Source organism: Nocardiopsis moroccensis, from assembly GCF_055763695.1.
This window is the reverse complement of record NZ_CP199747.1, coordinates 2,637,316-2,654,633: the sequence shown is the minus strand read 5'-3', so window position 1 is coordinate 2,654,633 and position 17,318 is coordinate 2,637,316. Positions and strand designations below refer to the sequence as shown.

16 protein-coding genes are annotated in these 17,318 nt (G+C 72.5%); 15 read left to right on the top strand and 1 reads right to left on the bottom strand.

The window, feature by feature from the left end:
• Positions 1-5 precede the first annotated feature (5 nt).
• The 15 genes from ACUKCB_RS11785 to ACUKCB_RS11715 all read left to right on the top strand — a co-directional run bounded on the left by ACUKCB_RS11785 (position 6) and on the right by ACUKCB_RS11715 (position 16,454).
• Complete coding sequence (locus ACUKCB_RS11785) at positions 6-842, top strand: bifunctional ornithine acetyltransferase/N-acetylglutamate synthase (protein WP_473040548.1); 837 nt, start codon at positions 6-8, stop codon at positions 840-842.
• A complete protein-coding gene (gene argB, locus ACUKCB_RS11780; protein WP_473040547.1) occupies positions 839-1,840 on the top strand; it encodes an acetylglutamate kinase in 1,002 nt (333 codons plus the stop codon). The genes ACUKCB_RS11785 and argB overlap by 4 nt, the downstream gene beginning before the upstream one ends.
• The gene (locus ACUKCB_RS11775) at positions 1,837-3,045 is read left to right on the top strand and encodes an acetylornithine transaminase (RefSeq protein ID WP_473040546.1); all 1,209 of its coding nucleotides are present in this window, start codon (positions 1,837-1,839) and stop codon (positions 3,043-3,045) included. The genes argB and ACUKCB_RS11775 overlap by 4 nt, the downstream gene beginning before the upstream one ends.
• Complete coding sequence (gene argF, locus ACUKCB_RS11770) at positions 3,042-3,989, top strand: ornithine carbamoyltransferase (RefSeq protein WP_473040545.1); 948 nt, start codon at positions 3,042-3,044, stop codon at positions 3,987-3,989. The genes ACUKCB_RS11775 and argF overlap by 4 nt, the downstream gene beginning before the upstream one ends.
• The gene (locus ACUKCB_RS11765) at positions 3,986-4,519 is read left to right on the top strand and encodes an arginine repressor (RefSeq protein WP_473040544.1); all 534 of its coding nucleotides are present in this window, start codon (positions 3,986-3,988) and stop codon (positions 4,517-4,519) included. Before argF ends, ACUKCB_RS11765 begins: the two co-directional genes overlap by 4 nt.
• Positions 4,520-4,570: 51 nt before the next feature.
• Entirely contained in the window at positions 4,571-5,989 is a 1,419-nt protein-coding gene (gene argH / locus ACUKCB_RS11760) for an argininosuccinate lyase (protein ID WP_473040543.1), read from the top strand.
• A 327-nt stretch (positions 5,990-6,316) separates the two neighbouring features.
• Positions 6,317-8,869 carry a sensor histidine kinase gene (locus ACUKCB_RS11755; protein ID WP_473040542.1) on the top strand — a complete coding sequence of 851 codons (2,553 nt, stop codon included), beginning with the start codon at positions 6,317-6,319 and terminating at the stop codon, positions 8,867-8,869.
• 1 nt (position 8,870) lies between these two features.
• Positions 8,871-9,305 (top strand): roadblock/LC7 domain-containing protein, encoded by a 435-nt coding sequence (locus ACUKCB_RS11750; RefSeq protein ID WP_473040541.1) that lies wholly within the window; start codon positions 8,871-8,873, stop codon positions 9,303-9,305.
• Positions 9,306-9,355: 50 nt separating this feature from the next.
• Complete coding sequence (locus ACUKCB_RS11745) at positions 9,356-9,811, top strand: DUF742 domain-containing protein (RefSeq protein ID WP_473040981.1); 456 nt, start codon at positions 9,356-9,358, stop codon at positions 9,809-9,811.
• Complete coding sequence (locus ACUKCB_RS11740; RefSeq protein ID WP_473040540.1) at positions 9,792-10,394, top strand: GTP-binding protein; 603 nt, start codon at positions 9,792-9,794, stop codon at positions 10,392-10,394. Before ACUKCB_RS11745 ends, ACUKCB_RS11740 begins: the two co-directional genes overlap by 20 nt.
• A 144-nt stretch (positions 10,395-10,538) precedes the next feature.
• Entirely contained in the window at positions 10,539-11,456 is a 918-nt protein-coding gene (locus ACUKCB_RS11735) for a sirohydrochlorin chelatase (RefSeq protein ID WP_473040539.1), read from the top strand.
• A 268-nt stretch (positions 11,457-11,724) separates the two neighbouring features.
• Positions 11,725-14,070: a sensor histidine kinase gene (locus ACUKCB_RS11730; RefSeq protein ID WP_473040538.1), complete on the top strand. Its 2,346-nt coding sequence runs from the start codon at positions 11,725-11,727 to the stop codon at positions 14,068-14,070.
• Positions 14,060-14,512 (top strand): DUF742 domain-containing protein, encoded by a 453-nt coding sequence (locus tag ACUKCB_RS11725; protein WP_473040537.1) that lies wholly within the window; start codon positions 14,060-14,062, stop codon positions 14,510-14,512. Before ACUKCB_RS11730 ends, ACUKCB_RS11725 begins: the two co-directional genes overlap by 11 nt.
• A gap of 76 nt (positions 14,513-14,588) precedes the next feature.
• Positions 14,589-15,806, top strand: coding sequence for an L-2-hydroxyglutarate oxidase (lhgO, locus tag ACUKCB_RS11720; protein ID WP_473040536.1), 1,218 nt, complete (start codon positions 14,589-14,591; stop codon positions 15,804-15,806).
• A 141-nt stretch (positions 15,807-15,947) separates the two neighbouring features.
• Complete coding sequence (locus ACUKCB_RS11715) at positions 15,948-16,454, top strand: hypothetical protein (protein ID WP_473040535.1); 507 nt, start codon at positions 15,948-15,950, stop codon at positions 16,452-16,454.
• A gap of 23 nt (positions 16,455-16,477) precedes the next feature.
• Here ACUKCB_RS11715 and ACUKCB_RS11710 read toward each other — a convergent pair whose 3' ends face one another.
• Positions 16,478-17,191, bottom strand: a complete 714-nt coding sequence (locus ACUKCB_RS11710) for an HNH endonuclease family protein (protein WP_473040534.1) — start codon at positions 17,189-17,191, stop codon at positions 16,478-16,480.
• Positions 17,192-17,318 lie beyond the last annotated feature (127 nt).

Genomic DNA, 17,318 nt, shown 5'->3' with positions numbered 1-17,318 from the left:
CCGACGTGAGTGTCACCGCACCACAAGGGTTCCGCGCCGCGGGCGTGAGTGCCGGAATCAGGGCCGACCGCGCCCGAGACGTCGCCGTCGTCGTCAACGACGGCCCCCTCCGCACGGCCGGAGCGGTCTTCACCGATCACCCCGACCGGGCCGCACCGGTCCTGTGGTCCCAACAGGTCGTCTCGGGCGGACGCGTACGCGCGGCCGTCCTCAACTCCGGCTGCGCCAACGCGGGCACCGGACCACTCGGCTTCCAGGCGGCCCACGCCGAGGCCGAACACGCGGCCGACCTGCTGGCCGACTCCGCGGCCGAGATCGTGCTGTGCTCCGCCGGCCCCGTCGGCGCGAACCTGCCGACGGACGCACTGAACACCGGGGTGAGCGCCGCGCTCGCCGAGGCGGGCCGGGGCGGCGGGCTCCCCGCCGCCGACGCCATCCGGACCGGGGACACCGTCGCCAAGTTCGCCTTCCGGCGCGGCGAGGACATCACCGTCGGCGGTATGGCCAAGGGCCCGGACGACTCCCTCGGCGCACTCCTGTGCGTCCTGACCACCGACGCCGCCCTGAGCAGCGAACAGTGCCAGCGCCTGGTCGCGGACACGGCCGCCAGGACCTTCGCTCCGCTGACCGGCACCAACGACACCGTCCTGCTCATGGCCAGCGGCGCGGCCCAGGCCGCCCGGGGGGAAGGGACCGCCCCGGACGAGGAGGCCGTCGCCGACCTGCTCGCCCGGGTGTGCGAGGAACTCGCCGCCCAACTGGAGGCGGACACCCCCGAGCCGGAGGACGCCCCCGCCCCCGAAGACCAGAGGCCACCCGAGGACAAGCAGGCAACTTCATGAACTCCCGTATCCCCGACGATCCCACCCAGGATCAGGCCCAGGCCATGGGCAAGGCGGCCAACCTCATCGAGGCGCTGCCCTGGCTCTCCCGCTTCCACGGCCGCACGGTCGTCGTCAAGTACGGCGGCAACGCCATGGTCAGCGAGGAGTTGCGGGTCCGCTTCGCGGAGTCGATCGTCTTCCTCCACTACGCGGGCCTGCGCCCCGTCGTCGTCCACGGCGGCGGACCGCAGATCAGCGCGATGCTGGACCGCTCCGGAGTGGAATCGACCTTCACCGCCGGCCTGCGGGTGACCACCGACGAGGCCATGGACATCGTCCGGATGGTCCTCACCGGCCAGGTCAACCGCGAGATCGTGGGGCTGGTCAACCAGCACGGACCCTTCGCGGTCGGCATGTCCGGCGAGGACGCCAACCTCCTCCACGCCGAACGCAAGCGTGTGCAGGTGGACGGCGAGACCGTCGACATCGGACGGGTCGGCGAGGTCAGCGGGGTCAACCCGGGTGCGGTCTCCGCGCTCATCGCCGACGGTCGCATCCCGGTCATCTCCAGCGTCGCCCGCGCCGACGACGGCGGCGTCTACAACATCAACGCCGACACCGCCGCGTCCGCGCTCGCGGTCGCCCTGGGCGCGAGCAAACTCATCATGCTCACCGACGTCGAGGGCCTGTTCGCCGACTACCCGGCCAACACCGAACTCATCAGCCGTCTGAACGTGGACGAGCTGCGCGCCCTCCTGCCCTCCCTGTCCGCGGGCATGCTCCCCAAGATGGAAGCCTGCCTGACCGCGGTCGAGGGCGGGGTCCCCCAGGCCCACATCATCGACGGCCGTGTCCCGCACTCCCTGCTCCTCGAGGTCTTCACCGACCAGGGCGTGGGCACCATGGTCGCCGACGAGGAACTGGAGGCCGAACTCCTCGCCGGGAACGGCCACTACCCGCGCCCCTGGCGCCCCGCACACACCAGCACCGCAGCACAAACAGGAGGCTCCCGATGACCAGCAGCGAACTGAGGGAGCGCTTCGCCGCCTCACTCATGCCCAACTACGGTGTCCCGCCCATCGCCCTCAGCCTCGGACGGGGCTGCGAGGTCTACGACGCCGACGGCCGCCAGTACCTCGACCTCATCGCGGGCATCGCCGTCTCCAGCCTCGGACACGGACACCCCGCCCTGGTCAAGGCGGTCGCCCACCAGGCGGCCACGCTCGCCCACACCAGCAACCTCTTCGTGCACGAACGCGAGGTCGAGCTGGCCGAGCGCCTCGTGGAACTGGTGGGCGGCGACGCCAAGGTCTTCTTCGCCAACTCCGGCACCGAGGCCAACGAGGCCGCACTCAAACTGGCCAAGCGCGCCGCCGGGCCCGGCCGCCACTACTTCGTCGCCGCGGACAAGGGCTTCCACGGCCGCTCCGCCGGGGCCCTCGCCCTGACCGGCAAGGACTCCATCCGCGAACCCTTCGGCCCATTCGGCATGGACGTGCGCTTCGTGCCCCACGGCGACCTCGACGCCCTCACCGAGGCGGTCGACGACAACTGCGTCGCGGTGTTCGTCGAACCGACCCAGGGCGAGGCCGGGGTCGTCCCCGCGCCCGAGGGCTACCTCGCCGGGGTCCGCGCCCTGTGCGACCGGACCGGCGCCGCCTTCGTCCTGGACGAGATCCAGAGCGGCATCGGCCGCACCGGTCAGTGGTTCGCCCACCAGGCGGAGGGGATCCGCCCCGACGTCCTCACCCTCGCCAAGGGTCTGGGCGGCGGCCTGCCGATCGGAGCCTGCGTCGGCTTCGGCCGGTTCGCCGACGCCTTCGACAAGGGCGACCACGGCTCGACCTTCGGCGGGAACCCCGTGGCCTGCGCCGCCGCCCTCGCCGTCATCGACACCATCGAGAGCGAGGGCCTGCTCGCCCACACCGAGGTGATGGGGGACCTGCTCGCCGAACAGATCGACGGCATCGACCACCCCCTCCTCGCCGGGCAGCGTGGCAGCGGGCTCTGGCGGGCACTCCGGCTCACCGGACCGCACGCCGCGCACGTCCAGGAACAGGCCGCCGTCCGCGGGTTTCTCGTCAACGCCGTCGCCCCCGACGCGATCCGCCTGGCCCCGCCCCTGGTCATCACGCCCGAGCAGATCGGTGTGTTCATCGAGGCCCTGCCGACCGTCCTGGACGCGGCCGAGGCCGCCGCGACGAAGGAGAACCACTCATGACCCGGCACTTCCTGCGTGACGACGACCTCACGCCCCAGGAGCAGGCCCACGTCCTCGACCGGGCCGACGAAATGAAGAAGGAACGCTTCGCGCACCGGCCGCTGGCCGGACCGCGCACGGTCGCCCTCCTCTTCGACAAGCCCTCCACCCGGACCCGCCTGTCGTTCTCCGTGGGCGTGGCCGACCTGGGCGGCAACCCGCTGGTCCTGGACTCCACCAGCACCCAGATGGGCAGGGGCGAACCCCTGGAGGACACCGCCAGGGTCCTGGAACGCCAGGTCGCGGCCGTCGTCTGGCGCACCTTCGCCCAGACCGACATCGAGCACCTCGCCCGGCACATCAACGTCCCGGTGGTCAACGCGCTCACCGACGAGTTCCACCCGTGCCAGATCCTCGCCGACCTCCAGACGGTCCGCGAGCACAAGGGCTCCCTGGCCGGCCTCGCCCTCGCCTACCTGGGCGACGGCGCCAACAACATGTCCCACTCCTACCTGCTCGGCTGCGCCACCGCCGGGATGCACGTGCGGATCGGCGCACCGGAGAGCCACCACCCCGACCCCGTCGTCCTCGCCCGGGCGGCCGAGATCGCCCGGAGCACCGGCGGATCGGTCACCGTCACCACCGACCCCCGCGAGGCCGCCGGAGACGCCGACGTCGTGGCCACCGACACCTGGGTCTCCATGGGGCAGGAGGACGAGAAGCAGGACCGCGAGGCCCCCTTCCGCCCGTACGCCATCGACGAGGCGCTCATGGCCGCCGCCGACCCCGAGGCGATCGTGCTGCACTGCCTCCCCGCCTACCGCGGCAAGGAGATCACCGCGGGGGTCATCGACGGCCCTCGGAGCGTGGTCTGGGACGAGGCCGAGAACCGCCGCCACGCGCAGAAGGCCCTGCTCGCCTTCCTCCTCGAAAGCAGCGACGCACCCGACCCCGGACCGCGATGACCAACGACAACAGCGCCACGGCCCCGATGACCAAGGCCGCCCGGCACGCCCGCATCACCGACGTCCTCACCCGCGAGGACGTCCGGTCCCAGGGAGAACTGGCCAAACGCCTCTCCGAGGCCGGGGTCCAGGTCACCCAGGCCACGCTCTCCAGGGACCTGGACGAGTTGGGTGCGGTCAAACTCCGCACCGCGGACGGCCACCTCGCCTACGTGCTGCCGGGAGAGGGCGGGGAGCGCCTCCAGCGCACCCGCCCCGACACCCTCAGCCTCGAACAGGTCTCCGGCGCCCGCCTCACCCGGCTGGCCGAGGACCTGCTCGTCTCGGCGGAGGCCTCCGCCAACATGGTCATCGTCCGCACCCCTCCGGGAGCGGCGCAGTACCTGGCCTCGGCCATCGACCACACCGACTTCCACGCCATCCTGGGCACCATCGCCGGAGACGACACCATCCTGGTGATCTCCCGCGACCCCCGAGGCGGCGAGGACCTGGCCACGGCACTCCTGCGGCTGGCCGACCGCAACCCCTGACGGCCGGCGCGCCGTCCCGCACCACCCGAACTTTCCACGAAGGAGACCACGATGGCCGACCAGCCCGAGGCCCTGCGCCTGTGGGGCGGCCGCTTCGAGGGAGGACCGGACCAGGCCCTGGCCCGCCTCTCACTGAGCACCCACTTCGACTGGCGCCTCGCCCGCCACGACATCGCCGGATCGCGGGCCCACGCCCGCGCCCTGCACCGCGCCGGACTGCTCACCGGGGACGAACTCGACAGCATGATCGCCGGCCTGGACCGGTTGGAGGCCGACGTGGCCTCGGGGGACTTCACCCCCGGGCTGGAGGACGAGGACGTGCACACCGCGTTGGAGCGCGGCCTTCTCGAACGGGTCGGCCCCGAGCTCGGCGGACGGCTGCGCGCCGGGCGCTCCCGCAACGACCAGATCGCCACCCTGGTCCGCATGTACCTGCGTGAGGAGGCCCGGTCCGTCGCCGACCAGCTTCTCGACCTCGTACAGGCCCTCGCCGACCAGGCGGGCGCACACCCCGACGCCGCCATGCCGGGCCGCACCCACCTCCAGCACGCCCAGCCGGTCCTGCTCGCCCACCAGCTGATGGCACACGCCTGGCCGCTGCTCCGCGACGTCGAACGGCTCCGCGACTGGGACCGCCGCGCCGCGGTCTCCCCCTACGGCTCCGGCGCTCTGGCCGGCTCCTCCCTGGGGCTGGACCCCGAGGCGGTCGCCGCGGAGCTCGGTTTCCCGGCCTCCTCGGAGAACTCCATCGACGGCACCGCCGCCCGTGACGTGGTCGCCGAGTTCGCCTTCGTGACCGCGATGATCGGTGTGGACCTGTCCCGCCTGTCGGAGGAGGTCATCCTGTGGGCCACGAAGGAGTTCTCCTTCATCACCCTCGACGACGCCTTCTCCACCGGCTCCTCGATCATGCCGCAGAAGAAGAATCCCGACGTCGCCGAGCTCGCCCGGGGCAAGTCGGGTCGCCTGATCGGTGACCTCACCGGTCTGCTCACCACCCTCAAGGGGCTCCCGCTGGCCTACAACCGGGACCTCCAGGAGGACAAGGAACCGGTCTTCGACGCCGTGGACAGCCTGCGCCTGCTGCTGCCCGCCATGACCGGCATGGTCGCCACCCTGACCTTCCACACCGACCGGATGGCCGAGCTGGCCCCGCAGGGCTTCTCCCTGGCCACCGACATCGCCGAGTGGCTGGTCCGTGAGCGGGTGCCCTTCCGTGAGGCCCACGAGATCGCCGGCAGCTGCGTACGCGTGTGTGAGGAGCGCGGCATCGACCTGCCCGACCTCACCGACGCCGACTTCGCGCGGATCTCCGCACACCTCACCCCGGACGTCCGGGAGGTCCTGGCCGTGGCGGGCTCCCTGGCCTCCCGAGCGGGTAGGGGCGGCACCGCCCCCGCCCGGGTCGCCGAGCAGCTCGACCGCCTTCGCTCCGAAACCGCCGAACACCGCAGGGCCTTCACCGGGTAGCCCGACGAGCTCAGCACCGCCCCGCCCGGAGCCCGGGCGCCCCCGTGACCGGGGCGCCCGAACCGGGAGGGGCCGGGGCGCGTGCCCCAGGGGCGCGTGCCCCCGTGCGTTCGGCGGAGACTTCCGGCGCCCCGACCACCGGATGCGCACCCCGTTCGACGGGGAATGTGGAATTCCCCCTTCACGGGACGGGGGAGTGCGGTAGCGTCCAAAGCCTGCGGGCACCACACGTGTTCCCCTTTGCGCGTACCGTGACGACCCGCGCGGGAACCGGCACGCACCACGCGTGGCCTCCGGTGCCCGCGCCGAGTCCGTGGGAGGAGCGCAGTGGGTCAGTCAGGGGGCGCGGGACGCGGGATCAGGACGCAGCTCAACCGGATCGTGCTGATCCCCAGCATCACCTTTCTCGCGCTGTTCGTCGTGCTCAGCGCGGCCACGCTCGCCCAAGCCGTGTCCCTGCGCTCGTCGGTCGTCGACGGCAGGGCCGGCACCGAGCTCGCCGGGGCGCTCACCGCGCTCCAGGCCGAGCGCCGCCTGAGTATCGAGTTCCTCGCCGATCCGGGTGACGCCACCCGCCAGGCACTCGTCGAGGCGGCGGCGGAGACCGACGGGGCGCTCGCCCGGGTCAGGGAGACCCGCGGGGCCCTCGACGGGGACGGCGACGAGCCCGCCCCCCTCAGCCGGGCGTTCTTCGGCTCCCTCGAGGACGTGGAGGACCTGCGCACGGACAACCTCGCCGAGCCCGGTCGGACCGAGGCCGTCCTGGACACCTACACCGGCGCGATCCACGAGGGTATTCGCCTCTACTCGGAGACCGTCCGGGGCCTGGACGACGGACCGGCCTCGGACGCTGCCTCCGCCGCCGGAAACCTGCTGTGGGCCCAGGAGAGCTTCGGCCACGCCGACGCCCTCGTCACCGCCGTCCTGTCCGAGCGCCGCCTCACCAGGGCCGAGCAGGCCGACATCGCCTCCCTGACCGGGGAGGCGCGCCGCCGACTCGACTCGCGCAGCCCGGAGGGCGGGCGGACCGAGGCGGACGTCGACGGGACGGCGCCGCGGACCGGCGAACCCCCCGCCGCGGACCCGCTCACCGGGAGCGACGCCTGGCGGGAGGCCCTGGGGATCGCCGACACCATCACGCACCACGAGGCACCGGTCAACACCGACCCCCTCACCGGAGAGCAGACCCGGAGCCCGGCGCCGCCGGCCGGACTCGACGGTTGGCGCGACGCGGCGGACGAGGTCACCGCCGGGCTGGCCGAGGCCGCCGCAGGCCAGGCGGACGCCGTCGTGGACCTCACCGAGGCGGCCAGCTCCTGGATGTTCACCCTGGCGGTCGGGGGAGGGATCACCTCCGTGTTCGCCGGCACCGTCGCCTACGGGGTCGCCGCCCGTTCGGCCAGCCGCCTCACCTACCGGCTCGCCAGGCTCAGGGCCGAGACGCTGGGCATCGCCCGCAACGACCTGCCGCGGATCGTGCGCCGCCTGGAGGCGGGGGAGAGCGTCGACCTGGACACCGAGATGAAACAGCTCGACCACGGCACCGACGAGGTCGGCCAGGTCGCCGACGCCTTCAACACCGCGCAGCGCACCGCGGTCGGCGCTGCGGTCAAACAGGCCGACATCCGGGCCGGGGTCAGCCGGGTCTTCCTGGGGATCGCGCACCGCAACCAGTCCCTCGTGCAGCGCCAGCTCCAGCTCCTGGACCGGGTCGAGCGAGAGGAGGAGGACCCGGACCTGCTGGAGAGCCTCTTCCAGCTGGACCACCTGGCGACCCGGGGGCGCCGCCACGCGGAGAACCTCATCATCCTGGGCGGGGCCCAGCCCGGACGGCGCTGGCGCCATCCCGTCCCGCTCGTCGACATCCTGAGGGGCGCCATTTCCGAGACCGACGAGTACGCCCGGGTCGAACTCGTCGCCGTCCCGGACCTGGCACTGGCGGGAGCGGTCGTCGCCGACGTCATCCATCTCCTCGCCGAGCTGGTCGAGAACGCGACCGCCTACTCGCCGCCCCACACCGACGTCACCATCGCCGCCGAGAACGTCCCCAAGGGGGTGGTGGTCGAGATCGAGGACCGCGGCCTGGGGATGACCGAGCACGACCTCGCCGAAGCCAACACCACACTGTCCGAGGCACCCGAGTTCGACGTCATGACCCCTGGCACCGACGGCCGTCTCGGCCTGTTCGTGGTGGCCAGGCTGGCCCGCAAGCACGACATCGGAGTGCAGTTGCGCCCCTCCCCGTACGGGGGCACCCGGGCCGTGGTGCTCCTCCCGGGGACCCTGGTGGCCGCCATCAGCGGTCCTTCGGCGGAACGGCCCCGGGTCGCGGCGCTCGCCCGCTCCGGAGCGGGCGGTCCCGACTCCCCCGAAGCAGCAGGTCCCCGGGGCTCCGCGGACCTTCTGGCCGCCGAGGCGAGGACCGCGCGGCCCGTGCTGAGGTCGGTCCCCGAACACGGCGGTCCCGAGGACGGACCGCGCGAGCGCGCCCCGGGCGCTCCGGTGCTCCGCCAGGTGCCGGACCTGGACCGCGAAGCCGAGGAGCGGGTCCCGGAGGAGGCTCCGGCGCCACTGCCCAAACGGGGGGCCGACGACCTCAGGGTCGGCGCCGGGCCGGGCCGGGCCGGGCTGCCCAGACGTAGGAGGCAGACCAACCTCGCCCCCCAGCTTCGCGGCGGGTCCGCCCACGGGGAGGAGACCGCGCGCGAACCGGAACCGGCGTCCCAACGGAGCCCCGAACAGGCGCGTCGGATGATGGACGCCTTCAGCGCGGGGACCCGGCGGGGACGGACCGAGGAGAGCGGTCCGACCGGCTCCGGACACAGCAGTGATGACCAGGTCGGTGCAGGCACCGGCGACCATACGGGAGAGAGCGACTGAGATGGTGGGCAAGAGCAAGGCGGCGGACAACCTGGACTGGCTCCTGGACGACCTGGTCGACCGTGTCGTCGGGGCCGGCCACGCGATCGTGCTGTCGGCCGACGGCCTGTTGCTCGGGCGCTCCCGGGGGTTGGTCTCGGAGGACGCCGAGCACCTGTCCGCGTTGGCCTCGGCGTTCCAGAGCCTGGCCCGGGGGACGGGGCGGCACTTCGGCGGCGGGGACGTCCGCCAGACCGTGGTGGAGATGGAGCACTCGTACCTGTTCGTCACCGCCGCGGGGGCGGGGGCCTGTCTGGCGGTCCTGGCGACGGAGGACGCGGACGTGGGCCTGGTCGCCTACGAGATGAATCTGAGGGTCAAACGGGTCGGCCAGTTCCTGACCGCGGCACCCAGGCGCCCGGGCCGGCTCACGGCCATGGGAGGCGGAGGATCGTGAGTATCTTCGGTGAACAGCGCGGGTCACCGCTGTCGGGTGCGGCCCCGGCGGTGCGGAGCGAGGAGGGTCCCGACCCCTCCCGCAGCCAGCCCCCGGTCTGGCACCGGGGGCGGGGGCACCCGACCTCCGAGGGCCCCTCCAACGGGGTCACCCCGGGCGATGCGCCCGCAGGACCGCTGGTGCGGCCCTACACCATGACCAAGGGGCGGACCCGGCCCGGCGCCGGGGGACGCGGGCTGGACCTGATCACGATCGTGGTGGCCGCCCGCGACCGTGCGGACCGCCCCCGGGGCCCCGAACTCCAGGCGATCCTGACGCTGTGTCGCAGACCCATATCGGTCGCGGAGATCTCCGCGCGCCTCGACGTGCCCCTGACGGTGGTCAAGGTGCTCATCGGCGACCTCGTGGCCGAGGGCGACGTCCGCACCCGGGCAGCGATGCCCGTGGCCCAGCTTCCCGAGAAGAAAGTACTTCAGGCGGTACTCGATGGCATCCGCAGACTCTGAGATCCGGCCGGGCGCGCAGGAGGCGATCCCGCAGGCCGTCAAAATCATCGTCGCCGGGGGGTTCGGCGCGGGCAAGACCACCATGGTGGCCTCCGTCAGCGAGATCACCCCGTTGAGCACGGAGGAGGTGATGACCGAGGCGAGTCAGGGGGTGGACGACCTGGGGGGCGTGGAGAACAAGACCACCACCACGGTCGCCCTGGACTTCGGCCGCATCACCATCAACGACGACATCGTGCTGTACCTGTTCGGCACGCCAGGGCAGGACCGTTTCTGGTTCATGTGGGACGAGTTGGCGGAGGGCGCCCTGGGCGCCGTGGTCCTGGCCGACACCCGGCGCCTGGACACCTGTTTCCACGCGGTGGACTACTTCGAACGGCGCGGGGTCCCGTTCGTCGTCGCGGTCAACCGCTTCGAGGGGTCCACCCCCTACGAGGCGGAGGAGGTGCGCGAGGCCCTCGACGTACCGGCCGAGGTCCCGGTGCTGATGGCGGACGCACGGGAACGCGAATCCGCCAAGGAGGTCCTCGTCCGACTGGTCACCCACGTCATCCACAGCCGCAGCCCGGCTCTGAGCGGTTGACCGGGTGCCCCGCTCCCCAGCACCGTGTCGGTCCGGTATACGTTCAGGAGATACGCCCGGCAATGTGGTGTTGAACGCTACAATGTCGCGGCAGTGACCACCGCTTCGGCGGTGCGCCCATCCACCTCTCGTCTGAATCCTGGTATGCGAAACTCTGACCGACTTCCCCCACGCGAACTGCCCAAGCGGCGTTCCGGACGCCACCGCAACCCGCTGTCCTTCGACAACTGGTTCGGTACCCCCGCCCTGATCATGGCGGTCCCGGGCACGGCTGAACAGGCCAGGGACGCCGACGGTGAGTTGATCGGTGCCCGAATGGCCGATCTCGTCCGGGCCTACCGCCCCGAGGTCACCATCAGGTTCGGACACACCGAGGGCCGTGAACACAGCCTCGACGAGGCCCTGGGCGGGCTGGAGAAATCCGGCGACCGTCCCCTCGCCGGCGTCGTGGTTCCGCTGGTCACGGCTCCGCACGCGGGGACCAGTGCCGCTGTGGAGGCCGCGGTGGCCGAGGCCGGTGCCGACGTCCGCGTCACCGAGGGGCTGGGTCCGCACCCCATGCTCGCCGAGGTGCTGCACCTGCGTCTGGCCGAGGCCGGGTTCGTGCGGGCCGACCGCATGCGCCTGATCAGTGTCACGGCTCGGAACACCACCATGGCCGACGGCGTCGTCGTCGGTGCCGTCGGCGGAGAGGGCGCCGTGGGCGCCGCGGGCGTGACCGCGGTCCTGCTCGCGGCCCGGCTCGGTCTGACCGTGCTCCCCGCCGACCTGGAGAACGAGGCCGCGCTGGAGCAGGTCGTCTCCCAGCTCCGCCAGGGCGGTTGCCAGCGACCGGTCATCGCGCCCAGCGCGCTGGGGCCGGAGATCCCCGCGGACCAACTCGCCGATCTCGCCGAGCGCTTCGGTGCCCGGGCGGGTACACCCCTGGGCGCGGACAGCCTCCTGGGCAAGATCGCCGCGCTGCGCTACGCCGAGGTGCTGAACTCGCTCGGTGTGGAACAGCCTCCGACCGCGGAGGAGCTTCCCGCGCCGGTGGGCTCCCGACACCGTCCGGAGTCCTGATTCCGCGACACGCCCCGCCAGGATCCTGTTGCACAGGGCCGCCCGGACCTCCGGGCGGCCCTGTTGCGTTGATTGGTGTGACCTGCTCTTTCCCCCGGTCGCGACACGCCCTAACACGGGCGGCGGTGGACGCTTCCGCAAAGAAGGATAACTAGTCGTGATTGTTTGACAACGTACGGCAATGGTTTTTCGATAGCCTCGGCAGGACCGAAAGCCGCCGCGGCACCTGTCCAGGACGCCTCGGCACCCGCACGGGCTGGAGGGGGCCATGCGCAGAACTCACGCGTCCACCAGGACGATCCGCGGGCAGCTCACCCGCATCGTGCTGATCCCGAGCCTGTGCTTTCTCGCGCTCTGGCTCATCGTCGCCACACTCGGCACGGTCCAGGCGGCACAGCTGATGAGCGCCGTCAGCCAGGCCAAGGAGGGCACGCAGACCCTCTCCCGAGCGGCGACCGAGCTCCGTGCCGAACGCCGCCTGTCCATGGTCCATCTGGGAATCCGGGACAGCGGTGACACCTCGACCCTCCAGGACGACCTGGACGAGCAACGGGAGAGTACGGACGGAGCCCTCGGTGAGGCCGTGACCCTGGCCGAGCGGCTGCGCGGCGGCCGGGACGACGAGGTGAACCGCAACGCTGCTGCGCTGGCCGAGAGCCCGGACGAACTCGCCGCGCTGAGAACGGCCGTCGACGACGGTTCGGCCAACCGTGAGGAGACCCTCTTCCGCTACGGGGGGCTCCTCGATTCCCTCACCGACACCGCCACGTCCCTGCTGCACACCACCGAGGGCGGGGAGAACCTCACCGACGCCGTCCTCACCAGGGAGCTCCTCGCCGCACGGGAGGACTACGCGACCGCGGACGCCCTGCTCGCCGGGGTCATCCCCGCAGGACGCATGACCTACGAGGAGACGGCGCACTTCACCTTCCTCACCGCCTCCTACCGCGCCACCCTGGGCGCCGTCACCCACGCGATGCATCCGAGTATCAGGGCCCAGCACGAGGCGCTGCTGGAGGAGGAGGCCTGGACGACCGCCGAAGGGCTCAGCCGAAGGGTCGTCACCCGGCCCCCGGTCGCCCAGTCCGACGAGACGGTCCCCGGCCAGGAGCCCCTCGCGGAATGGAACTCGGAGATCGATGTCGAGGCGGACGAGTGGGACGCCTCCTCGCCCGCCGCCGCCCTCGCCCTGGGCGAGGTCGCCCAGGCCCAGACCGAACGCACCGTGGACCTGGCGTGGAGCGCCGCACTCCTCAGGGTCGCCCTCGGGGTGGCCGCGGCGGCCGTCACCCTGCTCGGCGGGGTGGTTGCCATCTCCCTGGTGAGCCGGTCCTCGCGCCGTCTCACCGAACGCCTCGCCTGCCTGCGCGAACAGATCCTGGACCGGGACGCCGACCTGCCCGACATCATCGACCGCGCCCAACGGGGGAGCAAGGTCGACGTCGTGGACGAGCTCCCGCCCCTGGACGAGGAGGGAGACGACGAGATCGGGCAGGTCGCCGAGGCGTTCGACAGCGCCCAGATCACCGCGGTGGAGGCCGCGGTCCGGCAGGCCGAGATCCGACGCGGCGCCAACCGCGCCTTCCTCGGGATCGCCTTCCGGAACCAGACCCTGGTCCAGCGCCAACTGAGGCTGCTCGACGAGATCGAGTACAACGAACAGGACCCCGAGGCCCTGCGCCAGCTCTTCCGCCTGGACCACCTGGCCACCAGGGCCCGCCGCTACGCCGACAACCTCATCATCCTGGGCGGCGGCCAGTCGGCCCGCCGCTGGCGTCAGCCGCGGCCCCTGGTGGACGTGCTGCGCGCGGCCATCGCCGAGACCGAGGACTTCGACCGGGTCCGGCTGATGTCCGCCCCCCGGGTGCTCATGCACGGACAGGTCGTGGCGGACATCGTCCACCTCCTCGCGGAACTGGTGGAGAACGCCACCCAGTTCTCTCCGGCGGGCACCCCCGTCGACGTCAGGTGCAGTCCCGTCGGCGGCGGACTGGTGGTGGAGATCGAGGACCGCGGCCTGGGCATGTCCGAACAGGGGTACGCGGCCGCCGAGCGCACGCTCACCCGGCCGCCGGAGTTCGACGTCATGGCACTGCCCGACGACCCCCGGCTGGGACTGTTCGTCGTGGCCCGCCTCGCCGAACGGCACGGTGTCCGCGTGTGGCTCAACCCCTCGCCCTACGGGGGCACCCTGGCCACCGCCCTGGTCCCGGACAGTCTCCTGGAGCCCGCGGACGCCCCGCTCACGGTTACCAGCGCCCCCGTGGGCGCCCCCGCCTTCCCCGGCGCCCTGGGCGGTTCGGGGCCGCAGGGGCGGGTGCCGCCTCCGGCCCCCCAGAGCCCGTTCCCGGGCTCCGGACCCCGGGCGCCGTCCGGAGCCCAGGGGGCCAACGGCCTCCCCGGGCCCTGGAACCAGGTCGGCCCCTCGAGTCCGCAGGGGCCGTTCGGGCACTCGGGGGAACAGGGGCGCTCCGGGCCCCGCCACCGGAACGGTGCCCCCGGTCCGCAGGGGCCGTTCGGGCACCCCGGCAGCCAGGGTCCCCACGACCCGCCCTCACCGCCGAACACCTCATCCTTCCCGACACCGCCAAGAGGAGGGCCCAGTGAGCGTTGAGGGCCGCCACGCCCGTCGCCTGACGGACCGCGGCACGGACAGCCGCTCCGAGGGGTACGAGCCCAGACCCGTCGGTCGGGGGGAGGACGCGCAGACCGAGCGCTTCCTGCGCCCCTACGCCGTTGACGCCGGGGCCGCGGAAGGCCCCGGGCCGCCCACCACCACGTCCGCCGACCTCGATCTGCTCACCCTGGTCATGGCGGCCCGCACCCCCGGACGCCACGAATGGCTGCGCCCTGAACGGGAGACCATCCTCAACCACGCGTTGAGGGCCCGGACCGTGGCCGAACTGGCCGCGGCTGTCGGTCTGCCCACCGGTCAGGTTCGCGCGATGGTCGCCGAGATGGTCTCCGACGGCTCCCTGCAGCGCTGCGGCCCCTCCCGCCCCCTGGGCCGGGAGGACATCCTGCACGCCGTCCTGGTCGGGCTGCGCTCCCTATGAGGACCCCCGGGCCCTGCCGCGCCCCGAACCGGCCCTCCCGCGGGCGTCCGCGTCCGGCTGTTGCTAGCGTGCGCCCATGCGCAGCACCGAACACATCGGCATCGTCGGAGCGGGAATCGTCGGGCTGGCCCTGGCCCGCCACATCACCCGCCACCGTCCCGGCACCCGGGTCACCGTCATCGAGAAGGAGAACCGGGTCGCCGCGCACCAGACCGGCCACAACAGCGGTGTCGTCCACGCCGGGCTCTACTACCGGCCCGGATCCCTCAAGGCCACCCTGTGCCGCCGGGGCGTCGGTCTGCTCAGGGACTACTGCGCCGAGCACGGCCTGCCCTACGAGGAGGCGGGCAAGCTGCTCGTCGCGGTGGGCGCCGAGGAGGAAGCGCGCCTGGACGGCATCGAGCGCAGGGCCCGGGAGAACGGCGTCCCCGGTGTCACCCGGCTGGGCCCCGAGGGGATCCGCGAGATCGAACCCCACGCGGCCGGGGTCGCGGCCCTGCACTCGCCCACCACCGCGATCACGGACTTCGTCGCGGTCGCCGAGCAGCTCGCCGACGACGTACGCCGCTCCGGCGGCCGGGTCCTGCTCAACACCCCTGTCATCGACCTGAGGCAGGACCACGACGGCGCGGAGGTCCTCGCCGGGGACCCGAAGGCGGAACGGGTCATCCACCGGTTCGACCGCCTGGTCCTGTGCGGCGGCCTGCAGAGCGACCGGCTCGCCCGGATGGCCGGAGGATCCGCGGACCCGCGGATCGTCCCCTTCCGCGGCCACTACCACGAGCTCGCCCCCGAACGCCGGGGTCTGGTACGCGGGCTCCTCTACCCGGTCCCCGACCCCCGGTACCCCTTCCTGGGCGTGCACCTGACCCGGCACGTCCACGGCGAGGTGATGGCCGGACCCAACGCCCTCCTGGCCACGGCACGCGAGGGCTACCGGGCCCGGGACCTGCAGGTCCGCGAACTCGCGCAGACCCTGGCCTGGCCCGGGTTCTGGCGGCTCGCCCGCAGGCACTGGGCCGTGGGCGCCCGGGAGACCCTGGTGTCGGCCTCCCGGGCGGTGTTCGCCGGCCAGGCCCGCCGCCTGCTCCCCGAGCTCACCGCCGAGGACCTGCGCCCCGCCCCCGCAGGGGTGCGTGCCCAGGCCCTGGGCCGGGACGGAGACCTGCTGGACGACTTCCACGTCGACACCCGCGGACGTGTCGTGTGCGTGCGCAACGCCCCCTCGCCCGCGGCCACCTCCGCCCTGGCCATCGCCGAGTTCCTGTATGACGGGTTCGTCGGGAGGCACTGATCCGCGCCCGAAACGGTACGGGGCGTGTCGGAACGGAGTTATCCACAGGTTCGGACACACCCTGGTACTGGCCGCCGTCCCGGCCGACCATGGAGGAACCGGTGGTCCGGGACGGTCCCGTGGTCATCGGCGGAGGTGACCATGACCCTGACCAGGTGGGCCCCGGTGGCCCTCGCCACCGTGCTCGCGATCGTTCTCACGGCGGCCGCGCCCGCGGTCGGCCCTCGAGGAGGACCCTTGGACGGATTCACGATCGGGCACCTGCCCGCCCGGATCGGGGCGGAGGCCTCGACCGCGGACTTCAACTACGAATGGGAGGGCGTCTCCTTCACCTCCCGGGCCTGGGAACAGGCCAAGGACGGTGGCGGGTTCCAGGTACTGCTCCAGGTCCTGGTCCTGCGCGGGGAGGAGCTCACCGACCTCTCGGCGGTCCGCGCCTTCCTCGCCCGTTACCACGAGCGCGACCCCGACGCCTGGGAACTCGAGGACTTCGACAACAACGGGACGCCCGGCCTGTACGGCGGGAACGAGGCCTTCTGGTCCCCGGACGAGGGGGTCGCGGTCGAGGTCCGCGACCCCTTCGGCCTGCTCGGGGAGGAGGAACTGCTCGCCACCGCCCGAGGCGTCGGCCGGCAGAACCCGGCCTAGTCGGAGCGGTGGCGGGGCGGGGCTCAGCAGCCTTCGAGGACCTCCCGCAGCGCGGCCTCCTCGTCCGGGTCCACGGTCAGGTCCCACACGTGCTTGACCTCGATCCAGGAGACCACGTAGTCGCAGTGCGCGGACTCCAGCGGAGGCAGCCAGTCCGCCGGGTCGGAGTCGCCCTTGGAGCGGTTGCTCGACGCGCTCACCGCCCACAGCTGGGACGAGTCGAGGTCGTTGGCGAACTTCTGCCGCTGTTCGGTCGACCACGCGTGGGCGCCCGACCGCCACCCCTCCTTCAGGGCCACCATGTGGTCGATGTCGATGTCCTGCGCTTCGGTGAAGGTCTCCCCGTCGAATTCGCTGTACCAGGACCCCGACACCGGCTGGCAGTCGTCGTCGGTCTCCACGTTCTCCCCGTCGCGGAGCAGGACCACCTGGCGGGTGGTGCAGTTGCCCTCGACGCCGGAGTCCCAGTGGGGGAAGAGCGCGCGGTCGTATCCGGGCGGGTCCTCCTCGGCCTCGATCCGGAGCTCTTCCATCTGCTGTCCGGCCTGCTCGACATCGGAGGACGTGGTACCGGAGGAGCCCTGGGGAGCGGTGGCGGAGTCGTCGGTCTCCAGGTCGATCACCCCGAGCTGTTGCAGCACGAAGGCGGCGATCACCAGGGCGCCGACCACGGTTCCGGCGATCGCGGTCAGCTTGGACGCGGGTTTGCCGCTCTTGGAGGAGGGATTCTTGGCCATCAGGGAACTCCAACACTGTCTTGCTTCCCGCGACGGGCGGGTCGTCCGGTCCGGGCCCTTCAAGCTTGGCCCATCGAATGGCCAGTTCCTAACAGCACCCGGGGGCGGTTCTTCCTCGCCGGGCGTC

Excerpts from the sequence above, each read along its gene's own strand:
- ACUKCB_RS11730 (WP_473040538.1), top strand. The coding sequence starts at position 11,725 with ATGCGCAGAACTCACGCGTCCACCAGGACGATCCGCGGGCAGCTCACC.
- ACUKCB_RS11765 (WP_473040544.1), top strand. The coding sequence starts at position 3,986 with ATGACCAACGACAACAGCGCCACGGCCCCGATGACCAAGGCCGCCCGG.
- ACUKCB_RS11775 (WP_473040546.1), top strand. The coding sequence starts at position 1,837 with ATGACCAGCAGCGAACTGAGGGAGCGCTTCGCCGCCTCACTCATGCCC.
- ACUKCB_RS11715 (WP_473040535.1), top strand. The coding sequence starts at position 15,948 with ATGACCCTGACCAGGTGGGCCCCGGTGGCCCTCGCCACCGTGCTCGCG.
- ACUKCB_RS11710 (WP_473040534.1), bottom strand. The coding sequence starts at position 17,191 with ATGGCCAAGAATCCCTCCTCCAAGAGCGGCAAACCCGCGTCCAAGCTG.
- ACUKCB_RS11735 (WP_473040539.1), top strand. The coding sequence starts at position 10,539 with ATGCGAAACTCTGACCGACTTCCCCCACGCGAACTGCCCAAGCGGCGT.
- argF (WP_473040545.1), top strand. The coding sequence starts at position 3,042 with ATGACCCGGCACTTCCTGCGTGACGACGACCTCACGCCCCAGGAGCAG.
- argH (WP_473040543.1), top strand. The coding sequence starts at position 4,571 with ATGGCCGACCAGCCCGAGGCCCTGCGCCTGTGGGGCGGCCGCTTCGAG.
- ACUKCB_RS11750 (WP_473040541.1), top strand. The coding sequence starts at position 8,871 with ATGGTGGGCAAGAGCAAGGCGGCGGACAACCTGGACTGGCTCCTGGAC.
- argB (WP_473040547.1), top strand. The coding sequence starts at position 839 with ATGAACTCCCGTATCCCCGACGATCCCACCCAGGATCAGGCCCAGGCC.
- ACUKCB_RS11740 (WP_473040540.1), top strand. The coding sequence starts at position 9,792 with ATGGCATCCGCAGACTCTGAGATCCGGCCGGGCGCGCAGGAGGCGATC.
- lhgO (WP_473040536.1), top strand. The coding sequence starts at position 14,589 with ATGCGCAGCACCGAACACATCGGCATCGTCGGAGCGGGAATCGTCGGG.